Below are 21,190 nucleotides of genomic sequence, written 5' to 3' on the forward strand. Positions count from 1 at the left end.
GACGTCATCGCTGGCAAGCCAGCTCCCACAGGTTTATGTGTCGGATCGGCAATCACCTACCTCCTGCAAAAGTGAGCGCGCAGGAGATCTGTGATGTGAGTGAAGCGTTAGCGCACCAGGCACGGCCGCTTGTTATCGAACTTCCAGCCCGGAATCAGAAACTGCATCGCCACGCTGTCGTCCCGCGCGCCAAGGCCCATGCCTTTGTACAGTTCGTGAGCCTTGGCCACCTGATCCATATCCACTTCCACACCCAGCCCCGATGCCTTCGGCACCTGCACGCAACCGTCGACGATTTGCAGCGGTGCCTTGGTCAGGCGCTGGCCGTCCTGCCAGATCCAGTGGGTGTCGATGGCGGTGATTTCACCCGGTGCTGCCGCCGCAACATGGGTGAACATCGCCAGCGAAATATCGAAGTGGTTGTTGGAGTGCGAGCCCCAGGTCAGCCCCCACTCATGGCACATCTGCGCCACGCGCACGGAACCCTGCATGGTCCAGAAGTGTGGGTCGGCCAACGGGATGTCCACCGATTGCAACTGGATCGCATGACCCATTTCGCGCCAGTCGGTGGCGATCATGTTGGTGGCGGTTTTCAGGCCGGTGGCGCGGCGAAATTCAGCCATGACTTCGCGGCCCGAATAACCGTTTTCCGCACCGCACGGGTCTTCCGCATACGCCAGAACCTGATGCTGGTCGCGGCACAAGCGGATCGCTTCCTTGAGTGACCAGGCGCCGTTCGGGTCGAGGGTGATGCGCGCCTGCGGGAAGCGTTCGGCCAGCGCCGTCACCGCTTCGATTTCCGCGTCGCCACTGAGCACGCCGCCCTTGAGCTTGAAATCCTTGAAGCCGTATTTCGCGTGGGCCGCTTCGGCGAGGCGCACCACGGCTTCGGCGGTCATGGCCTTCTCGTGACGCACGCGGAACCAGTCGTTGTCGGCGTCCGGCTCGCTGCGGTAGGCGAGGTCGGTTTCGCGCTGATCGCCGACGTAAAACAGGTAACCAAGCATCTTCACTTCATCGCGTTGCTGACCTTCGCCGAGCAGCGCCGCGACTGGCACGTCGAGGTGCTGACCGAGCAAGTCGAGCAGTGCGGCTTCGAGGCCGGTGACCGCGTGAATAGTGATGCGCAGGTCGAAGGTTTGCAGGCCGCGGCCGCCGGCATCGCGGTCGGCAAAGGTCTGACGCACCTGGTTGAGCATCTTTTGGTACGTGCCGATCGGGCTGCCGATGACCAGGCTGCGTGCGTCTTCCAGCGTCTGGCGAATGCGCTCGCCACCGGGTACTTCACCGACCCCGGTGTGGCCGGCGTTGTCCTTGAGAATGACGATGTTGCGGGTGAAAAATGGCCCGTGGGCGCCGCTCAGATTAAGCAGCATGCCGTCGTGACCGGCCACCGGAATGACCTGCATGTCAGTGATGATCGGCGCTTTGGCGGTGTCGTGTGCGTTCATTGTGTTTATCCTTTCGTATCTTTCAGAATCAGGCGTGTTTCGGCGCAGTTTCAGCTATAGCAAGATCCGCAGCCGGCCTGGGCTTGGTGCGGGCGAAGAAGACGATGATCGCGGCAATGATCGAGGTAGCGGCCAAGCCGTAGAGGCCACCCTGAATCGAGCCGGTGTGTTCTTCGAGCAGACCGAAAGTGGTCGGCGCAACGAAGCCGCCGAGGTTGCCCACCGAGTTGATCAGCGCGATCACGGCGGCGGCAATCCGCGCATCCAGATAAGCCTGCGGAATCGGCCAGAACAACGACGAAGCCGACTTGAAACCCAGCGCCGCAAAACAGATTGCGACAAAGGCGAAGATCGGCCCGCCCGTGGTGGACATGAACATCCCCGCTGCAGCGATCAACAGCGCAGCGGCGACCCATGCCTGCTGGTGTTTCCATTTGGTGGATAGGGAGGCGAAGGTGTACATGCCGACAATCGACAGCAACCACGGAATCGAGTTGAACAGGCCGACCTGCACATCGCTGAGTTCGCCCATCTTCTTGATGATGCTTGGCAGCCAGAAGGTCGCGGCGTAGATCGTCAACTGAATGAAGAAGTAGATCAGGCAAAACAGGATGATCTGCCGGTCCTTGAGCAGTTTGCCCATCGATGGCCGGATCGGTGTGGCGGCTTCGCGGGCCTTCTGTTCATCGTCGATGGCGGTGACGAGTGCGTCCTGTTCGGCGCGGCTCAGCCATTTCGCATCGTGAGGTTTGGCGTCGAGCCAGAACCAGACGAACACGCACAGGCACACCGAAAACATCCCTTCAATAAAGTACATCCATTGCCAGCCGTGCATGCCCAGCCCGTTGATTTGCAGGAGCAGGCCGGACAGCGGGCCGGAGATCAGGGACGCAATGGCCGAGCCGCTGAGGAAAATCGCAATGGCTTTACCGCGTTCGGCGCCGGGCAGCCAGCGGGTGAAGTAGTAGATCACCCCGGGAAAGAACCCGGCCTCGGCGACACCGAGCAGGAAACGCAGAATGTAGAAGTGGGTTTCGTTCTGAATGAACGCCATGCAGGTAGCGACCACGCCCCAGGTGAACATGATTCGGGTCAGCCAGATGCGTGCGCCGACTTTCTGCAAGAGCATGTTGGAGGGGACTTCGAACAGCGCATAACCGATGAAGAACAGACCGGCGCCGAAGCCGTAAGCGGCGGCGCCGATGCCCAGGTCATGTTCCATGTGGGTGCGGACGAAGCCGATGTTCACCCGGTCAATGTAATTGACGATGAACATGATCACAAAGAGCGGCAAGACGTGGCGTTTCACTTTCGAAATGGCGGACGCCAGCGTTGAATCAACGCCCTCGTTCATCCCGGAGACGGAGGTTTTCACTAGGTTTTCTCCCACTGATTATTTTTATGCGGGGTAGGGCTGGGTGTTGCGTTGTTGATAGACATCATACAACTACATTTTTTTGTCCTACAAGTGGGGAGAACCGACTAAATTCTTTGGAAAGGCAGAATTCTTATGCTTTTTTGGGTCGTAAAGCCCGTTTCTATTGGGTTTTCTTTGCGTTGGACGGTCGTGTGTTTTTAACAGCTCCGCATTTTATTTCAGCGGAACGCATAAATCACGAGTGGGATTTTTCGTAGAAATGGAGTGTTGTCATACAAGTTGATCGGGCTCTGAGGAGTAACATCGACCCTTGTCACCCATCCCCGCAGTGCTACGATCCGCAAGCCCCGTTCACCGGAACCGACCATGCAAGAAAACCTCGACGCTCCCGCGCGCAAACGTGCGCACAACCTGGCCCATGACCTGGTGGAGAAGCTCACCCAAAGCATCCAGCTCGGGCAAATGTCGCCCGGCGACAAATTGCCGTCGGAGAATTCCATCGTTCAGGAATACGGGGTCAGCCGCACAGTGGTGCGCGAGGCGATTTCCAAATTGCAGGCGTCGGGGCTGGTCGAGACGCGGCATGGCATCGGCACGTTCGTGATCGAGCGGGCGCCGGAGCAGGGGTTGCGGTTGAACGTCGACACCGCGCTCGGGGTGCGCAGCATTCTTGAATTGCGCATGGGACTGGAGACGCAAGCCGTGGCGCTGGCGGCGCAGCGCCGCAGCGAGCAGCAAGTGCTGCAGATGCGCCAGGCGCTGGATGACTATCAACGCCTGTTGGCCAATAACGACAGCTGCGTCGAGGCCGATCGGCGCTTTCATCTGTTGATCGCCGAGGCCACCGGCAACGTGTGCTTCAGCGAGATCATGCAGCACTTGGGCAATGCGATGATTCCGCGCGCGCGGGTCAATGCAGTCGAGCGCGGGGCGGCGGATTTGAGCAAGCTGGGGCAACTGGCCAATCTCGAGCACGAGGCGATTCTGAATGCGATCAAGCGCCAGGACCCGGATGCCGCGCGGGCAGCCATGTGGCTGCATCTGACCAACAGTCGCGACCGGTTCCTCGCACAGGGTTGAGCGCCGTTGGTCTGTTCGATGGCACGCCGTTTCCGGGGCCGCTTCCAAACTGTACGGCCCGGGTTTTCCGGACCTCCTTGGTGAGGTGCGTCATGGCTAACGACTTGCTGTTTCAGGGGGGAGTGCTTCCCACCGACCCAACCCTTCCGGTGCCCGGCACCGATGAGCCGTCACTGGGCGATCACGATGCACCGCCAGGGATGAGTCCGGGGCGCGATCCGTTGAGTGACGCCGATCGGCCGGAAGACTGGAAGGATCCGCCAGCGGATGAAGAAATGCCGCCGGCGGATGAGCCGACGCCGTTGTCGGATGATCGGCGCTGAGGTATCTGGCTTTGATTGATGTGATGTCTGTGCTTGCTCCATCGCTGGCAAGCCAGCTCCCACAGGTTATGCGGGTGTGCAGCAGAACCTTTGTACAACCCCGAACCCTGTGGGACCTGGCTTGCCAGCGATGGCGGCGGCAGTAACAGTAGATATCAGCGATCAAACCCCGGCAGTGCGCCCCACCCAAAACCGCCGCTCCAGATTCAACGCCAGCACACTCACCAACACCACCGCCGAGCCCGCCAGCATCAACAGGGTCGGCCGCTCGCCCAGCCCCACCGACGCAATCCCCATCGCCGTTGGCGGAATCAGGTACAGGGTCATGGTCGCCCGACTCAAATCCACATGCCTGAGCACAAACCCCCACGCCAGATAGGCCAGGGCACTTGGAAACACACCCAGCGCCAACACCGCCCATTGCACCCGCAGCGGCGCTTTCATCACCGCGTCGCTCAACCCCGGCAAGTAAATCAGCAACAGCAGTGTCCCCGACCACACCGCGTAGCACGTCAGACTCAGACCGTCATAGCGCCGGGCGTGATGCTTTTGCAGGGCGAAATAAATGCTCCAGGAAACCGCCGCCAGCAAGATCAACAAGCCATGCGCGTCGATCTCACCCACACCACGATCACCGCTGACCACAATCGCCACGCCGACCAAACCCAGCAACACACAGCCCCAACGCCAGACACTGACCTGATCCTTGAACACAAAACGCGCCAGCAGCGTGCTGAACAGTGGACTCGATTGCGCCAGCACGCTCGACGCCCCGGCGCTGACGCTTTGCTGGCCGATGTTCAGCGCGACGTGATGCAGGCTGACCGCGAAGAAACCCAGGGCGAACAGCAGTGGTACGTCCCTCACGCGGGGAAGTTGAAGACCTTTGAACGCGGCGATGACCGCCATGAACAACGACGCCAACAGAAACCGCAACAGCGCCAGATGCCCGGGATCGTAGGCTTGCAGGCCGATGTGGATGCCGGTTGGCGAATACGCCCAGCAGCCGACGACAAACGCCGTGGCCAGTAAGATTTTCAGCGAAGCAGGGGACGGCATGATCGAGCACCAACAGGCATGATGTGCCGAGTATCCGGGTGCGCAATCATTCGCCACAACTGACTTATACTGCGCTGAATGTTCACTCAGAGTGATGAGTATGGAGCTGGCACAAATCCGTATGTTCAAGACCGTGGCCGAGGAAGGCAGCATCGCCCGGGCGGCGGAAAAACTGTTCTGCGTGCCGTCGAACATCACGGCGCGGATCAAGGCGCTGGAGGCGGAGTTGGGTGTGGCACTGTTCGTGCGTCAGGGCCGTGGGCTGCGGATCAGTCCCGCAGGACAGACGTTTCTTGCCTATGCGCAAAAAATTCTGGCGCTGACGGCGGAGGCCAAACGCGCGGTTGATCCCTCGGCCGAGCCGTCCGGGCCGCTGCGCATCGGCGCCATCGAATCATCGGCCACCGGGCGGTTGCCACGGTTGCTGGCGAAGTTTCACAAGCGTTTTCCGCAGGTCGCACTGGAACTGACCACCGGCACCTGGGGCCAGTTGCTCGACGACACGCTGAACCATCGCCTCGACGGCGCGATTGTCGCGGTGGACGTTGAGCGTTCCCAGCTCAAACGCACACCGATGTATCGCGAAGAGCTGCTGCTGATTGCCTCGACGTCGTTCGGGCCGGTGCACGGCATCGATGATTTGCAGGACAAAACCGTGTTCATGTGGCCGCAAGGCTGTCCGTATCGGGCGGCGCTGGAGCACTGGTTGTTGCGTCAGGGGCAGGCGTTGCCGATTGTCAGCCTGGCCAGTTACGGGGCAATTGTCGGGTGCGTCAGTGCGGGGGCGGGCGTGGCGTTGGTGCCCAAAGGGGTGTTCGAGCAATACGCCAAAGGCGCGGGGTGTGTGGGCTATGAGTTCCCCGAACTGACGGCCATCGAGAATCTGTTTTACTGGCATGAAAACGCCGGGGTGCACCCGGCGCGCGAGGCATTTGTGGCGATGTTGCGCGAAGAGTTTATCGCGTAAGAAAAGCGGCCCTCACCCTGGCCCTCTCCCCCTGGGAGAGGGCCAGGGTGAAGGCCTTTCAAGCATTCGCCACATCCCGCATCAACAACCCGAAGCGCAAATCCACCCCATCCGGAATCGGCACATACACCGTGTGCCCATCCCCCGGCGCCACCTCGACAGCTTCACCCTTGAGGTTGCGCAACTCCTGCAAATCAAAATGAAAGTTGCCCTCGGGCGTCATCAATTCCAGATGATCACCCAACGCAAAACGGTTCTTCACCTTGACCTCGGCCAATCCGTCACGCCGCTCACCGGTCAACTCCCCGACAAACTGCTGTCGCTCCGACACCGAGCTGCCATGCAGATAATTCTGGTACTCGTCATGCACATGGCGGCGCAGGAAACCCTCGGTGTAGCCGCGCTGGGCCAGTGATTCCAGATCGCTCATCAGGCTGCGATCGAACTCTCGCCCAGCCACCGCATCATCAATAGCCCGGCGATACACCTGCGTGGTGCGCGCGCAGTAAAAGTGCGATTTGGTCCGGCCCTCGATTTTCAGTGAATGCACGCCCATGCGGGTCAGGCGCTCGACGTGCTGTACCGCGCGCAGATCCTTGGCGTTCATGATGTAGGTGCCGTGCTCGTCTTCGAAGGCGGGCATCAATTCGTCAGGGCGATTGGCTTCCTGCAGCAGAAACACCTGATCGGTCGGCGCGCCGAGGCCCAGGGTTGGCTCGGGCTGGAAGGTCTGGACGATCTCGCCCAGCTGATTCTCCGTGGCCTCCTGCGCCGAGTATTTCCAGCGGCAGGCGTTGGTGCAGGTGCCCTGATTGGCGTCACGTTTGTTCATGTAACCCGAGAGCAGACAGCGTCCGGAATAGGCCATGCACAGCGCACCGTGAACGAACACCTCCAGCTCCATGCCCGGCACCTGCTCGCGGATTTCGCCGATTTCTTCCAGCGACAATTCGCGGGACAGGATGATCCGGCTCAGACCCTGTTGCTGCCAGAACTCGACGCTCGCCCAGTTCACCGTGTTGGCCTGCACTGAAAGGTGGATCGGCATCTGCGGGAAATGCCGGCGCACCAGCATGATCAGCCCCGGGTCAGACATGATCAGTGCGTCTGGCGCCATCTCGATGACCGGCGCCAGATCCTTGAGAAAGGTTTTCAACTTGGCATTGTGCGGCGCGATGTTGACCACCACGTAGAAGCGCTTGCCCTGCGCCTGTGCTTCACGAATGCCCAGCGCCAGATTGCCGTGATCGAACTCATTGTTGCGCACCCGCAGGCTGTAGCGCGGCTGGCCGGCGTAAACCGCATCGGCACCGTAGGCGAAGGCGTAACGCATGTTTTTCAGGGTGCCGGCGGGGGCGAGCAGTTCGGGGGCGGCGGGAGTGGAGGTCGGAGTCATGGCGGCAGCGCTCGCAAAAGCGCGGCAGGGTAGTGCGGTTGTCTCCAGGGTTTACTGATCTGGATCTATGCTCCTTGAATAAAGATGGCACTCGCGCGGGCGGCGGCTGACTAAGTTGCGCTGGCGTGCATGGCGCCTGACTGACATGGACTGGACATGAACCAAAAAAGTATTCAATTCAAATCCCTCACGGTGCTGTTGGTGCTGGTGACGGTGGCCTTTATCTGGATTCTGTTGCCGTTCTATGGCGCGGTGTTCTGGGCGGTGATCCTCGGCATTCTGTTTGCGCCGATGCAGCGCCGGTTGCAGGCCAGATACGGCTGGCAGCGCAACCTGACATCGCTGTTCACGTTGAGCGTCTGCCTGGTGATTGCGATTTTGCCCGTGATCATCATCAGTGTGTTGCTGGTCCAGGAAGGGGCGATGGTCTACAAGAACATCGAGAGTGGCGAGCTGGATGTCGCGGCTTATCTGGCGCAGTTCAAGCACAGCCTGCCGCCGTACTTCCAGCATTTGCTGGACCGTTTCGGCATGGGCGAGCTGAACGGCTTGCGCGAGAAAATCGTCAAGTCAGCGATGCAGGGCAGCCAGGTACTGGCGAGTCAGGCGTTCAGTTTTGGCCAGGGCACGTTCGAGTTCGTGGTGAGTTTCTTCATCATGCTTTATCTGCTGTTCTTCTTTCTGCGTGACGGCCCGGAACTGGCGCGCAAGATACGCACCGCCGTACCGCTGGAAGAGAGTCACAAGCGACGCCTGCAGCTGAAGTTCAACCGCGTGGTGCGGGCAACGGTGAAGGGCAACCTGGTGGTCGCGGTCACGCAAGGTGCGCTGGGCGGCGCAATCTTCTGGTTTCTCGACATCCCCAGCGCGTTGCTGTGGGCGGTATTGATGGCGTTTCTGTCGCTGTTGCCCGCGGTCGGAGCCGGGATCGTCTGGGCACCGGTGGCGGTTTATTTCCTGCTCAGCAACATGATCTGGCAGGGTGTCGTGCTCGGCCTGTTCGGCATTTTCGTGATCGGGCTGGTCGATAACGTGCTGCGCCCGATTCTGGTTGGCAAGGACACGCGCATGCCCGACTACCTGATCCTGATCTCGACCCTGGGCGGTCTGGCGGTGTTCGGCTTGAACGGGTTTGTGATCGGGCCGTTGATTGCCGCGCTGTTCATGTCCAGCTGGGCGCTGTTCATCGAGACCAAACCCAAGGTGCAGTTGCCTTAAACGTGGAACCGCGCGCCGGCGACCTGTTGCGACAGTGCCTGCGCTGCCGGCAAGGACGTGAGCGGGCCGCTGATCGGCTCGCCGTCACGCACCAGATACCAACAGGCGAGCAATCCCAGCTCTCTGAGTGAGGCGGGAACGGCGCTGCCAATAACGGACATGATTTGAACCTGAGCCATGACAAGGACCTCCATCAATCGATGGCGCTACCTTAGGGACTCGGCGTTCTCAGGGACAATCAACGCTTTCGATAGTGGTCATTGATAACAGTGAGGGCTGTTTCAATCGACCACTTGATCAAGCATCTGCATCACTTCGCGCTCATTGAGCAGGCCTTTGTGCACAAGGTTCTCGGCCAGCAGCGAAAGAAACTTGGCGCAGCGGTGGCCTTCCAGGTGCTTGAGCTCGGTCAGCGCGCTATACACCTTGCTGGAGGTGCACAAGCCGACGATGCGGTGCGGATTTTGTGTGGGCATGGAGTCGTCCTTGTTGTTATCAACCTGTTGTTTACGGACGGATTCAGCTTGCGGTTCCGTCATGACAAATAAATGACCGTTGTATGTTTTAGCCCCAACGGTCAAATCCATCATGCCGACTTTAGCTGTTGAAACTGTCCTCACAGCGACCTTGGCGAGATTTTTTCAGACGCTGGCCGACCGACGGTCACAAAAAAGCCCCGCTATTAAAGCGGGGCTCTGTATTTCGGTTACCAGCGTGGGCCACCGTAGTAACCGTGTGGCCGGTCGTAGTAACCGTGTAGCCGACCGTAATAACCGCGAGGCGGCCCGTAATAGACGGGCGCCTGCTGGATATAGACCGGTTGCTGCACATACACCGGTGCCGGTTGGTAATAAACCGGTGGGGGCGGCTGTTGCACGTAAACCGGTTGTGGCTGAACGTAAACCGGTTGTTGCTGGACATACACCGGTCGATCCTGATTGATCAGCGCCGAGCCGATGATGGCCGAGCCGACGATCGCGCCAAACACCGCAGGGCCCTGCCAGCCATGGCCGCCACCGGCTTCTGCCTGTCCTGTGACTGCGAGTGCGCCAATCAACATTGCCATGATGGAGAGTTTACGAATCATGATAACTCCTCGGTTCTTCGACCCGGCGGCAGGGCCTGCACCAGGCCCGCAGTCGTCGCGGGGATACTTCTAAGACAGCGTTTTTTTGAAATTCAGCACAGCCGCCAGGTAAATTTTGTGTAAGGTCTGTACGGTTTTCTTTACCGGACGTGCAGCGCTAACGCCATCGCGTACAGACACGCCGATATGATCGAACAGAACCCGATGGGCTGGCTAATCCCGTCCATCCGAAAGTGCGTTTGAAGGAGAAGTTTCATGCAGATGAACCCGAACAAAGACACCCAGCTGTGCATGTCCCTGTCCGGCCGGCCGGGTAATTTCGGTCTGCGTTTTCATAACCATTTGTATGAGCAGTTGGGCCTGAATTTCTACTACAAGGCTTTCGCCAGCAAGGACCTGACCGGCGCGGTCAGTGGGATTCGCGCGCTGGGCATCCGTGGTTGCGGCGTGTCGATGCCGTTCAAGGAGGCCAGCATTGCGCTGGTCGATGAGCTGGACGCGTCGGCGGCGGCGATTCAGTCGATCAATACCATCGTCAACACCCATGGCCATCTCAAGGCTTACAACACCGACTACATTGCCATCGCACAACTGCTGGAAACCCACGCGGTGCCGAAGGAATCGACCTTCGCACTACGCGGCAGCGGCGGCATGGCCAAGGCTGTGGCCAGTGCACTGCGCGATGGTGGCTACAAAAACGGCTTGATCGTCGCCCGTAACGAACGTGCCGGGCGTGCACTCGCGGATTCGCTGGGCTATCGCTGGCAGGCAGAGCTGGGTGATGAACGGCCGCAGATGCTGATCAACGTCACGCCGGTCGGGATGGACGGTGGCCCGGAAGCAGGGCAACTGGCGTTTGAGCCTGAGGTGATCAAAGCGGCGGAGACGGTGTTTGATGTGGTGGCGATTCCGTCGGAAACGCCGCTGATCGTGCGCGGACGGGCTGAAGGCAAACGAGTGATCACCGGACTGGAGGTGATTGCGATCCAGGCGCTGGAGCAGTTTGTGCTTTATACCGGGGTGCGGCCGACCGAAGAGCAATTTCAGGCGGCGGTGGAGTTTGCGCGTAGCTGAAAGTGATGCGGTGAGTGAGCTGGCCCCATCGCTGGCAAGCCAGCTCCCACAGGGATCTCCGGTGAACACAATACCTGGGTATCACCAAGACCCAATGTGGGAGCTGGCTTGCCAGCGATGAAGTCTCTGCGGTGTATCGGGTTGCCTATACTGCTTGGCCAGCAAGCACAGACTTGCCCACCCACAAAAACCGAGGTCAGCATGCCCCCGCGCATTCTCAATCTGCATCAGGTCGAACTCCAACCGCTGCCCGAAGCCCTGTCTCCGGAGGGCGAAACCGCCGCACGTTACCAGCAACGCTCAGCGCGGATTGGCCAGCAACTCGGTGCACAGAAACTCGGCTATCGCCTGTATGCACTGCCACCGGGCATGCGCGGCAGCCCGTTTCACAGCCATCGGGTCAATGAGGAAATGTTCTACGTGGTGGCCGGGGAAGGCGAAGTGCGTCTGGGCGCCGAGCGATTCCCGATCCGAGAAGGAGATGTGATTGCCTGTCCGCCGGGCGGCCCGGAGATGGCGCATCAGATCATCAATACCAGCGCGGGCGAACTGCGCTATCTGGCAGTCAGCACTCAGCAGCAGCCGGATATTTGCGAATACCCGGATTCGAATAAATACGCAGTGATGGACAATTTCACGGTCGATGCCGAAGGCAATGCGTCAGGCTTTGTCGCTGTGGCGCGACAGTCGGATGGGGTGGATTACTGGGATGGGGAATAACACAAAGGTGCGGTCCGATGCATAAGCTGTGGGAGCGAGCTGCTCGCGAAGACGGTGTGTCATTCAAAGAGGTTGTGACTGACACGGCCTCTTCGCGAGCAAGCTCGCTCCCACAGTGATTTGCGGTATTTATTCGAGGCGCGCCAGACGCTCTTCCAGCGCCGCAATCCGTGCTTCAAGCTCTTCGATACGCTCCACCGAAACACCGCTAGCCGCGCCGCGCTCCTGAGGATTGTGCCGCGCCGCCAGAATGACCTCGATATCCGCCGGATCACCCAGCGCATGGGTGTAACGATCTTCGCGCTGTCCGGACTGACGTGGAATCAACACCGCCAGCCCGCGAGCAATCAGGCGCTCCAGCTGATGCAGTACCTGCTCGGCATCTTCGAAATCATGCATGCGCCCGCTGCGGGTCAGCAGTTCGTTGATGGTTTGCGGGCCGCGCAGAAACAGCAGTCCCGTCAGAATCACCTGCGCCGGCACCAGTTCCAGCGCCTTGTCGACCTTGTGCTCCCAGCGGTCGGCACGACTGCCCATGACCAGCTTGGCAAAACCGCGACCTTCCAAAGCGCGCAGGCTCTGGCCAACCTGGCCCTGAGTCAGGTTCATCACCGGTTCACGGCTGGTTTTCTGATTGCAGGCGGTGACCAGTGCGTTGAGGGTCAACGGATAGGTTTCCGGGCTGGTGGCCTGTTTCTCGATCAACGAACCGAGGATACGGATTTCCGTGGCGTTAAGCCGTGGCTCGTCGAAGGTGGATTCTGATTCGGTGGTCATCGCGCGTTCCCTCAGCAGTCGAAGGCGCCTAGCGTAATCCTTGCCAAACAAAAGGCAAGCCGTGTGGTCATCAAGCATGGCTATAATCGCCCCCATGTTCCACCCAGCCACTACACGAGACTGCCATGACCATTTCCCTGTACGCCGCATCCGTCCCGGTTTTTCAACAAATGCTCAACGCCCTGAGCGATGTCCTGAAAAAGGCTGAAGCCCACGCCACCGAGAAAAACATCGACCCGAACGCCTTCCTGCAAGCGCGTCTGTACCCGGACATGTTCCCGCTGACCCGTCAGGTGCAGATTGCCGTGGACTTCGCCAAAGGTGTTTCCGCGCGTCTGGCTGAAGTCGAACTGCCGAAGTACGACGACAGCGAAACCACCTTCGCCGAGCTGCAAGCCCTGATCGCCAAGGTCCTGGCCTTCATCGGCGAGATCAAGCCTGAGCAGATCGATGGCAAGGAAGGCATCGAAATCGTTACCCGTCCAGGCACGCCGAAAGAGAAGCGCTTCAGTGGCCAGTCCTACCTGCTGACCTACGGTCTGCCGCAATTCTTCTTCCACGTCACCACCACTTACGCCTTGCTGCGTCACAACGGTGTTGAAGTGGGTAAACGCGATTACATGGGCGCGTTCTAAATCGCCAAGAGCCCCTCACCCTAACCCCCTCCCGGAGGGAGAGGGGACTGACCGAGCTGATTGGTCGAGATACGTAGACGTGAGATATCAAGTCGAACTCTGGATCGGAAGCGACAAAGATCAGCTCCCTTTCCCCCTCGCCCCCCATGGGGGAGAGGGTTGGGGTGAGGGGGGGCGCGATTTCAGCCACAAAAAAGCCCGCCAAGGTTCACACGTTGGCGGGCTTTTTTATCGCAGCGTAATTACGCGGTGCGGCGAGCTTTCTCTTCCTCACCCAGGCACGCCGCTGCGGTAAACAGCACGTCGGTGGAGGAGTTCAGCGCGGTCTCGGCGGAATCCTGCAGTACACCGATGATGAACCCTACCGCAACCACCTGCATGGCGATCTCGCTTGGAATGCCAAACAGGCTGCACGCCAGCGGGATCAGCAACAGCGAGCCACCGGCCACACCCGAAGCGCCGCAGGCGCAGATCGCGGCCACCACACTCAGCAGGATCGCCGTAGGAATATCCACGACGATGCCCAGTGTGTGCACGGCGGCCAGGGTCAGCACGGTGATGGTGATTGCCGCGCCTGCCATGTTGATCGTCGCCCCCAGCGGGATCGATACCGAGTACGTGTCTTCGTGCAGGCCCAGACGCTTGCTCAATTCCAGGTTGACCGGAATGTTCGCCGCCGAACTGCGGGTGAAGAATGCAGTGATGCCGCTTTCGCGCAGGCACTTGAGGGTCAGCGGATACGGGTTGCGACGCAGCTTCCAGAACACGATCAGCGGATTCATCACCAGCGCCACGAACAGCATGCAGCCCAGCAGCACCGCCAGCAGGTGCGCATAACCCAACAGCGCACCGAAACCGGACGTGGCCAGCGTCGAAGCGACCAGGCCGAAGATCCCCAGTGGAGCGAAGCGAATCACCACGCGCACGATTACCGTGACACCGTTGGACAGATCACCCAGCACTTCGCGGGTAGTGTCGCCGGCATGGCGAATCGCGATGCCCATGCCGATCGCCCAGGCCAGAATGCCGATGAAGTTGGCGTTCATCAGCGCGCTCACGGGGTTATCCACCACGCTCAGCAGCAGGCTTTGCAGCACTTCACCGATACCGCCCGGCGCCGTTACCGCAACGTTCTCGGTGGCCAGTACCAGATTCGACGGGAACGCCATGCTCGCGACCACGGCAACCACCGCCGCCGCAAACGTGCCCAGCAGGTAAAGGAACAGAATTGGACGGATGTGGGTTTCCTGGCCGTGCTTGTGGTTGGCAATCGACGCCATGACCAGCACGAACACCAGAATCGGCGCCACGGCTTTCAATGCTGAAACGAACACCTTGCCGATAAACGCCGTCGACTTCGCCGCTTCCGGCGCGAACATCGCCAGGACGATGCCGGCAATCAGGCCGATCACGATCTGCGTGACCAGGCTCAGGTTTTTCAAGCGTTGCAATAGAGAAGGGGATGAAGCGGTCATGACGGCATCTCTGTTTTTTTATTGGGTACAAGGTTGCGTGAGGCGGTGACAAAACCAGGGCAGACCCCCACCACGCAGCGAAAGTGTTGACGCAAATTCAACGTCCTTAAACAGGCCGCTGAACGGGTGTACGTTTTTCAGGGCGCGGACTTTATCACAGCGTAGGCCTTATCCTTCAGGCATGTGACGATCTGCCACCCGATCTGTCAGCAAGATAGACAGGTTTGTGCAAGTCAGTCCGGACACACTCTGTTAAGATCGCGCATCCTCATTTTAAAGTTCTGCCAGCGGGCCTTCCGGTCATCGCTGGTGTCGTCGTTTCGTTGGAGTTTCCCATGCTGTTGCCCATCCTTCTGTTGTCCGCCGCCGGTTTCACGGTGCTGACCACGGAATTCGTTATCGTCGGCCTGCTACCGGCGATTGCCCGAGACCTTGAAGTCACCATTCCGCAGGCCGGTCTGCTGGTGACTCTATTCGCTTTTACCGTGGCGATGTTCGGCCCATTCTTGACCGCGTATTTCGCTCGCTTCGAGCGGCGCAAGCTGTTTATCAGCATCCTGATCATGTTTGGTCTGGCCAATACCGTGGCCGCATTGGCGCCCAATATCTGGGTGATGGCGATTGCCCGGTTGATCCCGGCGCTGGGGCTGCCGGTGTTCTGGGCGCTGGCCAGCGAGACGGCGGTGGACATCGTCGGCCCGGACTTTGCCGGTCGAGCCATCGCCAAGATCGGCTTCGGCATTGTCTGCGCCACGGTGTTCGGTATTCCGGTCGGCACCTTGATATCCGATGCGTTCGGCTGGCGCAGCGCGTTCGGCATTCTGGCGGTGATCGCCTTTGCCAAGGCATTGCTGCTGTTTGTGTATCTGCCGAAAACCGATCTGCACCAGCATCAGGTCAGCTTCAGCTCGCAGTTCAAGATCTTGCGCAGCCCGCTGATGATCGGCCACGTCGTGTTGTCGATTCTGGTGTTCAGCGGCATGTTCACCGTTTACACCTATCTGGCCGACATCCTTGAACGCCTCGCCGGTTTCAACGGCACGGTGGTCGGCTGGTGCCTGATGGGCTTCGGCGCGGTCGGCTTGATCGGCAACTCGTTGGGTGGTCGTGCAGTGGACCGCCATCCGTTGGGGGCGTCGGTGTTGTTCTGTGCGTTCATGATTGCCGGCATGGTGTCGCTGGTGCCGAACATTCATTCGCCGCTGGGTTTGACGGTTGCGATGGGGATCTGGGGCGTGACTCAGGCGGCGTTGTTCCTGGTCAGCCATGTGCGCCTGATGAAAGCCGCGCCGGAGGCGCCGGCCTTCGCCGCATCGCTGAACATCGCCGGGGCCAACCTGGGAATCGGTCTGGGCGCGATGGTCGGCGGCCGGGTCATCGACAGCGCAGGTCTGGGCTTCCTCGGGTTTGCCGCCGCAGGGTTCATTCTGCTGTCGGTGTTCCTCGCCATGGTGCTGATGACGCTCAAGCCGCGCGACGTCTGCGCCCAGGGTTCATAACGCGGTAAACAGCTCGCGTCGGGCACCTTCGGTAATCGCAACGATGCCGGGGTGCTTGACCTTGCGCTCCACGGATATGGCATAGAACGACTCGGTCACCGCGTCGGTCTGGCCGATCAGCTGAACGCCGTACTGGCGCTTCACTTCCTCGGCAATCACGCTGGGGCCGATAAAAATCCCGCTGCCCGATTGGCCGAAGGCCTGCATCAAGGCGCTGTCATCGAACTCGCCGACGATTTGTGGCTGGATCTGCTGCTCGGCAAACCAGCGCTGCAACCGACTGCGCACCACGGTTTCCGGTCCGGGAATCAACAGGGGGGCGCCGTGCAGACTGCGCGGAAAATCCTGACCGTAACGCGCAGCCAGTTCGGCGGTCGCGAAGAAGCTGATCCCGCACTCACCGAGTTTCTGGCTGTAGCCCTTGATGTCGAGATGCGAGGGCATCGGGCTGTCGGAGATCACCAGATCCAGGCGCTGGATCGCCAGGTCCGCCAGCAATCGCTCGAGTTTGTCTTCGCGGCAGGTAATGCGCAGCGGCTCGTTCAGCTCCATGGTCGGCGCGATCAGGCGATAGACGATGGACTTGGGCACCACATCGGCGACGCCCACCCGGAACAGGATCTGTTGTTCATTGGGCTGGGCGCGCAGCATCAGCTCCAGTTCGCCGCCCAGTTGGAACATCTGCTCGGCGTAGGGCAAGGCCTGACGCCCGGCCTCGGTGAGTTCCAGTTGCCGGCCAACCCGTCTGAACAATTCAATGCCGTACGTGTGCTCGAGCAGGGAAATCTGCCCGCTGATGGTCTGTGGCGTCAGGTTCAGTTGCTCGCAGGCCCGCACGATGCTGCCGGTCTTGGCGACCACCCAGAAATAATGCAGTTGTCGGTAATTGAGCATTGGCGGCTCCATCAGTTCGTAAAACCCGAAGTATAGCCGCTAAAAATACGAATTTTCCTGAAGTGTTCGGCTCCCTAGAATGCCCAGCCATCGAGGGTCGGTCTGTGACCCTGACTGATTATTCGAAGGAAACCTCATGAAATACACATTCCCCATGTTGATGTTTACGTCTTTACTGGTTCTGACCGGTTGCGATCAGGCCGAGAAAAGCGCTCAGCAGTTGATGGGCAAAGCAGCCGAAAGCGCCAAGCAAGCCATCGACGACACCCACAGGGCTGCCGAGCAAGCAATCAGCGACGCCACTGGCGGGTTGATCGAGAAAAAAGAACCATCGGAAAAAGACTCGGAAACTTCCGAATCTTCCTCCAAGACTATCTAAATCGTCTTACACAGAGTCAGGACTGACCCATGGAATATCTGTTAGAACTCGCCGCCAGCCCCACCGCCTGGGTTGCCTTGGCCACACTGGTCGTGATGGAGATCGTGCTCGGCATCGATAACCTGATCTTCATTTCGATCCTGACCAACAAGTTGCCTGAGCAGCACCGCCAGAAGGCGCGGCGCATCGGTATCGGCATGGCGTTGATCTTGCGTCTGGCGCTGTTGAGCACCATCGCGTTCATCGTGCAGTTGACTGAGCCGGTGATCGACATCCTCGGCCAGGCTTTCTCCTGGAAGGACATGATCCTGATTGCCGGTGGTCTGTTCCTGGTCTGGAAAGCCACGACCGAGATCCATCACAGCATGGACCCGGCGCCGGAAGACCCGAAGTCGGCCACCTCGACTGTCACGCTGGGCTTTGCTGCGGCTATCGGCCAGATCCTGTTGCTCGACATGGTGTTCTCGATCGACAGCATCATCACTGCGGTCGGCATGACCGAACACTTGCCTATCATGATCATCGCGGTGGTCGTGTCGGTCCTGGTGATGTTGTTGGCAGCTGATCCGCTGGCCAAGTTCATCAACGACAACCCGACGGTAGTGATGTTGGCCTTGGGCTTCCTGATCATGATCGGCATGACGTTGATCGCCGAAGGCTTCGGCGCCCACGTACCGAAAGGTTATGTGTATGCGGCCATGGCGTTCTCGGCCGGGATTGAAGTGCTGAACATGCTGTCGCGTCGTGCCAAGCAGAAGAAGCTCGCTGCGCAGGCGTAATAGCTGAAAGACAAAAGGCCGCTTGAACTCCGGGAGTTCAGGCGGTTTTTTTTCGACTAGAGATTGGTGATGTCTATCAGAACTCGCCCCTCATCGCAGCGCCGCTCGCACAGCCCTCTCCCGAGGAGAGGGCGCCGACTTTCGGGCTTTGCAAAACATGAGGTCGACTCAGGCTTTCAGGTCGGCGGATCTTGAAAGAACAATCCCGTCAGTTTGCTCTGCCCCCGGGTGAGGGCCATGAGGGGCTTTTCGCTCTAATGCGCCGTTGCGTGGCGTACGCGTTGCTCTTCTGCCTTCTCCACCAGCGTGGTTTGGACAGGATGATGATGGCGCCGCGCAATTCGCAGCACCCCCCAAAGCATGGCGGTGGCCACAGCCAGCCAGCCGGCAATCAACATTACAATAGTCATGGTCAGGCTCATCAGTGCCTCCTCTTTGCCCTGCATCGGGCGCCCACTTTTTCAGTTCGCTCTGTCTCAGTGACAGTCTAGTCACTGCGGTGTTTCAAGCTATTGACCAAAGGTCGGTGGTGACCAATCAGTTTGCTCTATGCAATCGAGGTGTCTGCGGTTTAAGGCTATACCGCAGCCTTGCGGCGTCCTATGATCCTTGACCTTGCCGGAACACGACGACCGGCGTCTGAACAGAGAGTGACAAAGGTGCAGGTATTTTCTCGAATTCGTACGGCTCTGCTAGTGGCCGGATGCGCGGCCGTGATGGTCGGGTGTGCGAGTACTGTTGCGCCGCAGATCAAGCGACTGCCGGAGCGGGTCGAGTTGAGCGGCACGTTCTATCGGGGTGAAGCCAATCAAAGCGGCCCGCAGGTGTTGGCCAGTCTGTTGTCGCAGCAAGGCATCGTGATCACGCCGGGGTTGCTGGAAAAACCGCTGCACCTGCCGGGTGCCGAGGACAAGCTGCAACAGAATATCCAGAACTTGGCCCGCGAATACGGCATGGTTGTGTATCCGCTGGACAAGAGCTTGCCGGCCTTGTTGACCCAGGTTGCAGCAGGGTTCCCGGTGATGGTGCGGTTCAGCGAAGGTTCGGCATTCTGGGCTGAGCCGCGTTACGCGATTCTTTCCGGTTACGACCGCAATATGCAGAAAGTGCTGCTGCGCGCGGGCATGAACCGTCGCGAGCTGATGAGCTTCAGCGCTTTTGAATCGGCCTTCGAAACGTCTGGCGGCTGGGCCATCCTGATCCAGAAACCTGCGCGGATTCCTGCGGACGTGGATCGTCAGCGCTGGCTCAAGGCTGCCGACGAGTTGTCCCAGGCCGGTCAGGAAGCCGAAGCGACGCAAGCGCGCAACGCACTGGCCGCGCACTGAGTCTCCGTTCGTCATTTGCCGGGCACGACTGAGCCCGGCAGGCCTCTGAAGATGACAACCCGTTGTTCACGGGTAAACAAGGAGGCGACATGACAGATTCTCGATCCACGCAAGGCCCGCATTCTTCCGAGCATTCCTCAGGCGATGACCTGGGGTTCGACCCGGATTCGCCGGATGTCGCCGATCCACAGGTTGATCCTGTAGGGCCCGCCAAGGCACCGCTGGATGTGGAGCCCGGTGAAGAAGAAAAGAAACCGGCCAAACCTTACGATCCTTTAGCCGATCTGAAACCTTGATGTGAGGTGCGTATGAGTACCGATTCAAGCTTCGATGACCAAAAGCCTGACAGCGTCCCGACGACGCCTGAAGAGGGCGTTGATCCAGTGCTCGATCCGGACAGCCCGATGCGCGACCCAATGGCCCGGCCCTTGGTGGCTCCTGGGCTTGCGCCGGATATCAGCAAGGGAGATGGCATTCCTGACGATGACAAGATGCCGTTGCCTAACGACTGAGGCGCGTAAATGAAAAAAGCCCCGAAGATTCGGGGCTTTTTGTTTGGGTAGCTTTTACTTGGAGGCTTCAACCACCCCGCTTTGGCGGCTCTTGAGGTTTTTATCGGCCTTGTATTGTTGAGCCACCGCTGGAACGTCGGCGCTCTTGCCCGTCTCAACCCAGCTACGGATACGGCTGGCATCGGCAAAATGCGTGTATTTGCCGAATGCGTCAAGAATCACCAGCGCCACCTGACGATTGCCCATACTCGTCACCAGCACCAGACAATGCCCGGCCTGATTGGTGAAACCAGTCTTGGTAATCTTGATGTTCCAGTTGTCCTTGTTCACCAAATGGTCGGTGTTACGAAAACCCAAGGTGTAGCTGGGTTTGCGGAACGCTACGGTTTTTTCCTTGGTGGTGGTCAACTGAACAAGCAGCGGTTGTTTGTGCGCCGCTATCAGCAATTTGCTCAAGTCACGCGCGGTAGATACGTTGCGCGGCGACAGGCCGGTCGGCTCGACAAAGTGAGTGCTGGTCATGCCCAGTGCTTTTGCCTTGGCATTCATCGCCGCGATAAACGCTGCGTAACCCCCCGGGTAGTGATGCGCCAGGCTTGCAGCCGCGCGGTTTTCCGAAGACATCAGGGCGATCAGCAGCATTTCGCGGCGCGGCAGTTCACTCTTCAGTTTGACTCGGGAGAACACGCCTCTCATTTCCGGCGTGCTGCTGATATCGACATTGATCCATTCGTCCATGTTCTGTCGGGCTTCAACCACTACCAGTCCAGTCATCAGCTTGCTGACCGAAGCGATCGGAACGATCACGTCAGGATTGCTGGAGTAGATGACTTTGTTGGTCTGCATATCCATGAGCAGGGCGCTGCCGGAAGCGATCTTCAGTTTCGAAGCGTCACGTGGGGCAGCGGTGGTTTCCGCAGCGTTGATCGTTGGCGTGATGAATGTGCCTGTAAATGCAAAAAACAGGCTCAGAATCGAAAGACGAATTTTCACGCGGGCGAACTCATAAAAGTTGGATATTCCGTTAGTTTGTAACGGGTTATTTCTTCAAAGCGTCGCATTCTAGAAGTATGGCTGAAGATCTGTCGATGGTTGTTTGGACGACCTGAAAATCTCGTGAAAAGACCTGTAAAAAGAGGGGTTTCCGGCGAACGGTGAG

General features: G+C 59.3%; 25 protein-coding genes. 13 read left to right on the top strand and 12 right to left on the bottom strand.

Going from position 1 to position 21,190, the window contains the following annotated elements:
* Positions 1-107 precede the first annotated feature (107 nt).
* Complete coding sequence (gudD, locus tag AB4P91_RS15370) at positions 108-1,451, bottom strand: glucarate dehydratase (RefSeq protein ID WP_150592387.1); 1,344 nt, start codon at positions 1,449-1,451, stop codon at positions 108-110.
* A 28-nt stretch (positions 1,452-1,479) separates the two neighbouring features.
* Entirely contained in the window at positions 1,480-2,826 is a 1,347-nt protein-coding gene (locus tag AB4P91_RS15375; RefSeq protein WP_150598042.1) for an MFS transporter, read from the bottom strand.
* Between the two features lie 369 nt (positions 2,827-3,195).
* Between AB4P91_RS15375 and AB4P91_RS15380 the strand changes: the two genes are divergently transcribed.
* Positions 3,196-3,909, top strand: a complete 714-nt coding sequence (locus tag AB4P91_RS15380; RefSeq protein WP_395603128.1) for a FadR/GntR family transcriptional regulator — start codon at positions 3,196-3,198, stop codon at positions 3,907-3,909.
* 92 nt (positions 3,910-4,001) lie between these two features.
* Positions 4,002-4,232 carry a hypothetical protein gene (locus tag AB4P91_RS15385; RefSeq protein WP_150592384.1) on the top strand — a complete coding sequence of 77 codons (231 nt, stop codon included), beginning with the start codon at positions 4,002-4,004 and terminating at the stop codon, positions 4,230-4,232.
* A 162-nt stretch (positions 4,233-4,394) separates the two neighbouring features.
* On the opposite strand, the gene AB4P91_RS15390 is transcribed toward AB4P91_RS15385, so the two are convergent.
* Positions 4,395-5,291, bottom strand: coding sequence for a DMT family transporter (locus AB4P91_RS15390; RefSeq protein WP_395603129.1), 897 nt, complete (start codon positions 5,289-5,291; stop codon positions 4,395-4,397).
* 100 nt (positions 5,292-5,391) lie between these two features.
* On the opposite strand from AB4P91_RS15390, the gene AB4P91_RS15395 reads away from it, so the two are divergent.
* A complete protein-coding gene (locus AB4P91_RS15395) occupies positions 5,392-6,258 on the top strand; it encodes a LysR family transcriptional regulator (protein ID WP_150688803.1) in 867 nt (288 codons plus the stop codon).
* 58 nt (positions 6,259-6,316) lie between these two features.
* Here the strand turns inward: AB4P91_RS15395 and yegQ are convergent, their stop codons facing one another.
* Entirely contained in the window at positions 6,317-7,654 is a 1,338-nt protein-coding gene (gene yegQ, locus AB4P91_RS15400; RefSeq protein WP_395603130.1) for a tRNA 5-hydroxyuridine modification protein YegQ, read from the bottom strand.
* A gap of 156 nt (positions 7,655-7,810) precedes the next feature.
* Between yegQ and AB4P91_RS15405 the strand changes: the two genes are divergently transcribed.
* Positions 7,811-8,872, top strand: a complete 1,062-nt coding sequence (locus AB4P91_RS15405; protein WP_150592380.1) for an AI-2E family transporter — start codon at positions 7,811-7,813, stop codon at positions 8,870-8,872.
* Here AB4P91_RS15405 and AB4P91_RS15410 read toward each other — a convergent pair.
* The 3 genes from AB4P91_RS15410 to AB4P91_RS15420 all read right to left on the bottom strand — a co-directional run bounded on the left by AB4P91_RS15410 (position 8,869) and on the right by AB4P91_RS15420 (position 9,959).
* Positions 8,869-9,051 carry a hypothetical protein gene (locus AB4P91_RS15410; RefSeq protein WP_150592379.1) on the bottom strand — a complete coding sequence of 61 codons (183 nt, stop codon included), beginning with the start codon at positions 9,049-9,051 and terminating at the stop codon, positions 8,869-8,871. The genes AB4P91_RS15405 and AB4P91_RS15410 overlap by 4 nt on opposite strands.
* Before the next feature lie 102 nt (positions 9,052-9,153).
* Positions 9,154-9,348: a hypothetical protein gene (locus AB4P91_RS15415; RefSeq protein ID WP_115147320.1), complete on the bottom strand. Its 195-nt coding sequence runs from the start codon at positions 9,346-9,348 to the stop codon at positions 9,154-9,156.
* 230 nt (positions 9,349-9,578) lie between these two features.
* Entirely contained in the window at positions 9,579-9,959 is a 381-nt protein-coding gene (locus AB4P91_RS15420; protein ID WP_395603131.1) for a hypothetical protein, read from the bottom strand.
* 255 nt (positions 9,960-10,214) lie between these two features.
* Here AB4P91_RS15420 and AB4P91_RS15425 point away from each other — a divergent pair, with 255 nt between their 5' ends.
* Both AB4P91_RS15425 and AB4P91_RS15430 read left to right on the top strand, forming a co-directional pair.
* Complete coding sequence (locus AB4P91_RS15425; protein WP_395603132.1) at positions 10,215-11,033, top strand: shikimate 5-dehydrogenase; 819 nt, start codon at positions 10,215-10,217, stop codon at positions 11,031-11,033.
* A gap of 201 nt (positions 11,034-11,234) precedes the next feature.
* On the top strand, positions 11,235-11,753 hold the full coding sequence (locus AB4P91_RS15430; RefSeq protein WP_150592376.1) for a cupin domain-containing protein: 519 nt from the start codon (positions 11,235-11,237) through the stop codon (positions 11,751-11,753).
* 129 nt (positions 11,754-11,882) lie between these two features.
* Here the strand turns inward: AB4P91_RS15430 and AB4P91_RS15435 are convergent, their stop codons facing one another.
* Positions 11,883-12,530, bottom strand: a complete 648-nt coding sequence (locus tag AB4P91_RS15435; protein WP_150592375.1) for a YceH family protein — start codon at positions 12,528-12,530, stop codon at positions 11,883-11,885.
* A 125-nt stretch (positions 12,531-12,655) separates the two neighbouring features.
* Here AB4P91_RS15435 and AB4P91_RS15440 point away from each other — a divergent pair, with 125 nt between their 5' ends.
* Entirely contained in the window at positions 12,656-13,165 is a 510-nt protein-coding gene (locus AB4P91_RS15440; RefSeq protein ID WP_042560033.1) for a DUF1993 family protein, read from the top strand.
* A 242-nt stretch (positions 13,166-13,407) separates the two neighbouring features.
* On the opposite strand, the gene sstT is transcribed toward AB4P91_RS15440, so the two are convergent.
* Positions 13,408-14,640: a serine/threonine transporter SstT gene (gene sstT, locus AB4P91_RS15445; RefSeq protein WP_150592374.1), complete on the bottom strand. Its 1,233-nt coding sequence runs from the start codon at positions 14,638-14,640 to the stop codon at positions 13,408-13,410.
* Between the two features lie 335 nt (positions 14,641-14,975).
* On the opposite strand from sstT, the gene AB4P91_RS15450 reads away from it, so the two are divergent.
* Positions 14,976-16,139, top strand: a complete 1,164-nt coding sequence (locus AB4P91_RS15450; RefSeq protein WP_210703195.1) for an MFS transporter — start codon at positions 14,976-14,978, stop codon at positions 16,137-16,139.
* On the opposite strand, the gene nhaR is transcribed toward AB4P91_RS15450, so the two are convergent.
* Entirely contained in the window at positions 16,134-17,033 is a 900-nt protein-coding gene (gene nhaR / locus AB4P91_RS15455) for a transcriptional activator NhaR (protein ID WP_150598033.1), read from the bottom strand. The two genes, AB4P91_RS15450 and nhaR, sit on opposite strands and share 6 nt — an antisense overlap.
* Before the next feature lie 136 nt (positions 17,034-17,169).
* On the opposite strand from nhaR, the gene AB4P91_RS15460 reads away from it, so the two are divergent.
* Positions 17,170-17,412 (top strand): hypothetical protein, encoded by a 243-nt coding sequence (locus tag AB4P91_RS15460; RefSeq protein ID WP_150592371.1) that lies wholly within the window; start codon positions 17,170-17,172, stop codon positions 17,410-17,412.
* Positions 17,413-17,441: 29 nt separating this feature from the next.
* A complete protein-coding gene (locus tag AB4P91_RS15465; RefSeq protein WP_150598032.1) occupies positions 17,442-18,191 on the top strand; it encodes a TerC family protein in 750 nt (249 codons plus the stop codon).
* 254 nt (positions 18,192-18,445) lie between these two features.
* Here the strand turns inward: AB4P91_RS15465 and AB4P91_RS15470 are convergent, their stop codons facing one another.
* A complete protein-coding gene (locus AB4P91_RS15470) occupies positions 18,446-18,613 on the bottom strand; it encodes a hypothetical protein (protein ID WP_191623978.1) in 168 nt (55 codons plus the stop codon).
* 180 nt (positions 18,614-18,793) lie between these two features.
* Between AB4P91_RS15470 and AB4P91_RS15475 the strand changes: the two genes are divergently transcribed.
* The 3 genes from AB4P91_RS15475 to AB4P91_RS15485 all read left to right on the top strand — a co-directional run bounded on the left by AB4P91_RS15475 (position 18,794) and on the right by AB4P91_RS15485 (position 20,031).
* On the top strand, positions 18,794-19,519 hold the full coding sequence (locus AB4P91_RS15475; RefSeq protein ID WP_395603133.1) for a peptidase C39 family protein: 726 nt from the start codon (positions 18,794-18,796) through the stop codon (positions 19,517-19,519).
* Positions 19,520-19,608: 89 nt separating this feature from the next.
* On the top strand, positions 19,609-19,815 hold the full coding sequence (locus AB4P91_RS15480) for a DUF6021 family protein (RefSeq protein ID WP_150592368.1): 207 nt from the start codon (positions 19,609-19,611) through the stop codon (positions 19,813-19,815).
* A 12-nt stretch (positions 19,816-19,827) separates the two neighbouring features.
* On the top strand, positions 19,828-20,031 hold the full coding sequence (locus AB4P91_RS15485; protein ID WP_150598029.1) for a hypothetical protein: 204 nt from the start codon (positions 19,828-19,830) through the stop codon (positions 20,029-20,031).
* A 54-nt stretch (positions 20,032-20,085) separates the two neighbouring features.
* Here AB4P91_RS15485 and pbpG read toward each other — a convergent pair whose 3' ends face one another.
* The gene (gene pbpG / locus AB4P91_RS15490; RefSeq protein ID WP_395603134.1) at positions 20,086-21,024 is read right to left on the bottom strand and encodes a D-alanyl-D-alanine endopeptidase; all 939 of its coding nucleotides are present in this window, start codon (positions 21,022-21,024) and stop codon (positions 20,086-20,088) included.
* Between the last annotated feature and the right edge of the window lie 166 nt (positions 21,025-21,190).

The sequence above is a fragment of the Pseudomonas sp. B21128 genome (assembly GCF_044218865.1).
GTDB lineage: Bacteria > Pseudomonadota > Gammaproteobacteria > Pseudomonadales > Pseudomonadaceae > Aquipseudomonas > Aquipseudomonas iridis.

Bases quoted from the DNA above. Each gene is read 5' to 3' on its own strand.
- gudD (WP_150592387.1), bottom strand. From the start codon at position 1,451: ATGAACGCACACGACACCGCCAAAGCGCCGATCATCACTGACATGCAG.
- AB4P91_RS15380 (WP_395603128.1), top strand. From the start codon at position 3,196: ATGCAAGAAAACCTCGACGCTCCCGCGCGCAAACGTGCGCACAACCTG.
- AB4P91_RS15385 (WP_150592384.1), top strand. From the start codon at position 4,002: ATGGCTAACGACTTGCTGTTTCAGGGGGGAGTGCTTCCCACCGACCCA.
- AB4P91_RS15390 (WP_395603129.1), bottom strand. From the start codon at position 5,291: ATGCCGTCCCCTGCTTCGCTGAAAATCTTACTGGCCACGGCGTTTGTC.
- AB4P91_RS15395 (WP_150688803.1), top strand. From the start codon at position 5,392: ATGGAGCTGGCACAAATCCGTATGTTCAAGACCGTGGCCGAGGAAGGC.
- yegQ (WP_395603130.1), bottom strand. From the start codon at position 7,654: ATGACTCCGACCTCCACTCCCGCCGCCCCCGAACTGCTCGCCCCCGCC.
- AB4P91_RS15405 (WP_150592380.1), top strand. From the start codon at position 7,811: ATGAACCAAAAAAGTATTCAATTCAAATCCCTCACGGTGCTGTTGGTG.
- AB4P91_RS15410 (WP_150592379.1), bottom strand. From the start codon at position 9,051: ATGGCTCAGGTTCAAATCATGTCCGTTATTGGCAGCGCCGTTCCCGCC.
- AB4P91_RS15415 (WP_115147320.1), bottom strand. From the start codon at position 9,348: ATGCCCACACAAAATCCGCACCGCATCGTCGGCTTGTGCACCTCCAGC.
- AB4P91_RS15420 (WP_395603131.1), bottom strand. From the start codon at position 9,959: ATGATTCGTAAACTCTCCATCATGGCAATGTTGATTGGCGCACTCGCA.
- AB4P91_RS15425 (WP_395603132.1), top strand. From the start codon at position 10,215: ATGCAGATGAACCCGAACAAAGACACCCAGCTGTGCATGTCCCTGTCC.
- AB4P91_RS15430 (WP_150592376.1), top strand. From the start codon at position 11,235: ATGCCCCCGCGCATTCTCAATCTGCATCAGGTCGAACTCCAACCGCTG.
- AB4P91_RS15435 (WP_150592375.1), bottom strand. From the start codon at position 12,530: ATGACCACCGAATCAGAATCCACCTTCGACGAGCCACGGCTTAACGCC.
- AB4P91_RS15440 (WP_042560033.1), top strand. From the start codon at position 12,656: ATGACCATTTCCCTGTACGCCGCATCCGTCCCGGTTTTTCAACAAATG.
- sstT (WP_150592374.1), bottom strand. From the start codon at position 14,640: ATGACCGCTTCATCCCCTTCTCTATTGCAACGCTTGAAAAACCTGAGC.
- AB4P91_RS15450 (WP_210703195.1), top strand. From the start codon at position 14,976: ATGCTGTTGCCCATCCTTCTGTTGTCCGCCGCCGGTTTCACGGTGCTG.
- nhaR (WP_150598033.1), bottom strand. From the start codon at position 17,033: ATGCTCAATTACCGACAACTGCATTATTTCTGGGTGGTCGCCAAGACC.
- AB4P91_RS15460 (WP_150592371.1), top strand. From the start codon at position 17,170: ATGAAATACACATTCCCCATGTTGATGTTTACGTCTTTACTGGTTCTG.
- AB4P91_RS15465 (WP_150598032.1), top strand. From the start codon at position 17,442: ATGGAATATCTGTTAGAACTCGCCGCCAGCCCCACCGCCTGGGTTGCC.
- AB4P91_RS15470 (WP_191623978.1), bottom strand. From the start codon at position 18,613: ATGAGCCTGACCATGACTATTGTAATGTTGATTGCCGGCTGGCTGGCT.
- AB4P91_RS15475 (WP_395603133.1), top strand. From the start codon at position 18,794: ATGATCCTTGACCTTGCCGGAACACGACGACCGGCGTCTGAACAGAGA.
- AB4P91_RS15480 (WP_150592368.1), top strand. From the start codon at position 19,609: ATGACAGATTCTCGATCCACGCAAGGCCCGCATTCTTCCGAGCATTCC.
- AB4P91_RS15485 (WP_150598029.1), top strand. From the start codon at position 19,828: ATGAGTACCGATTCAAGCTTCGATGACCAAAAGCCTGACAGCGTCCCG.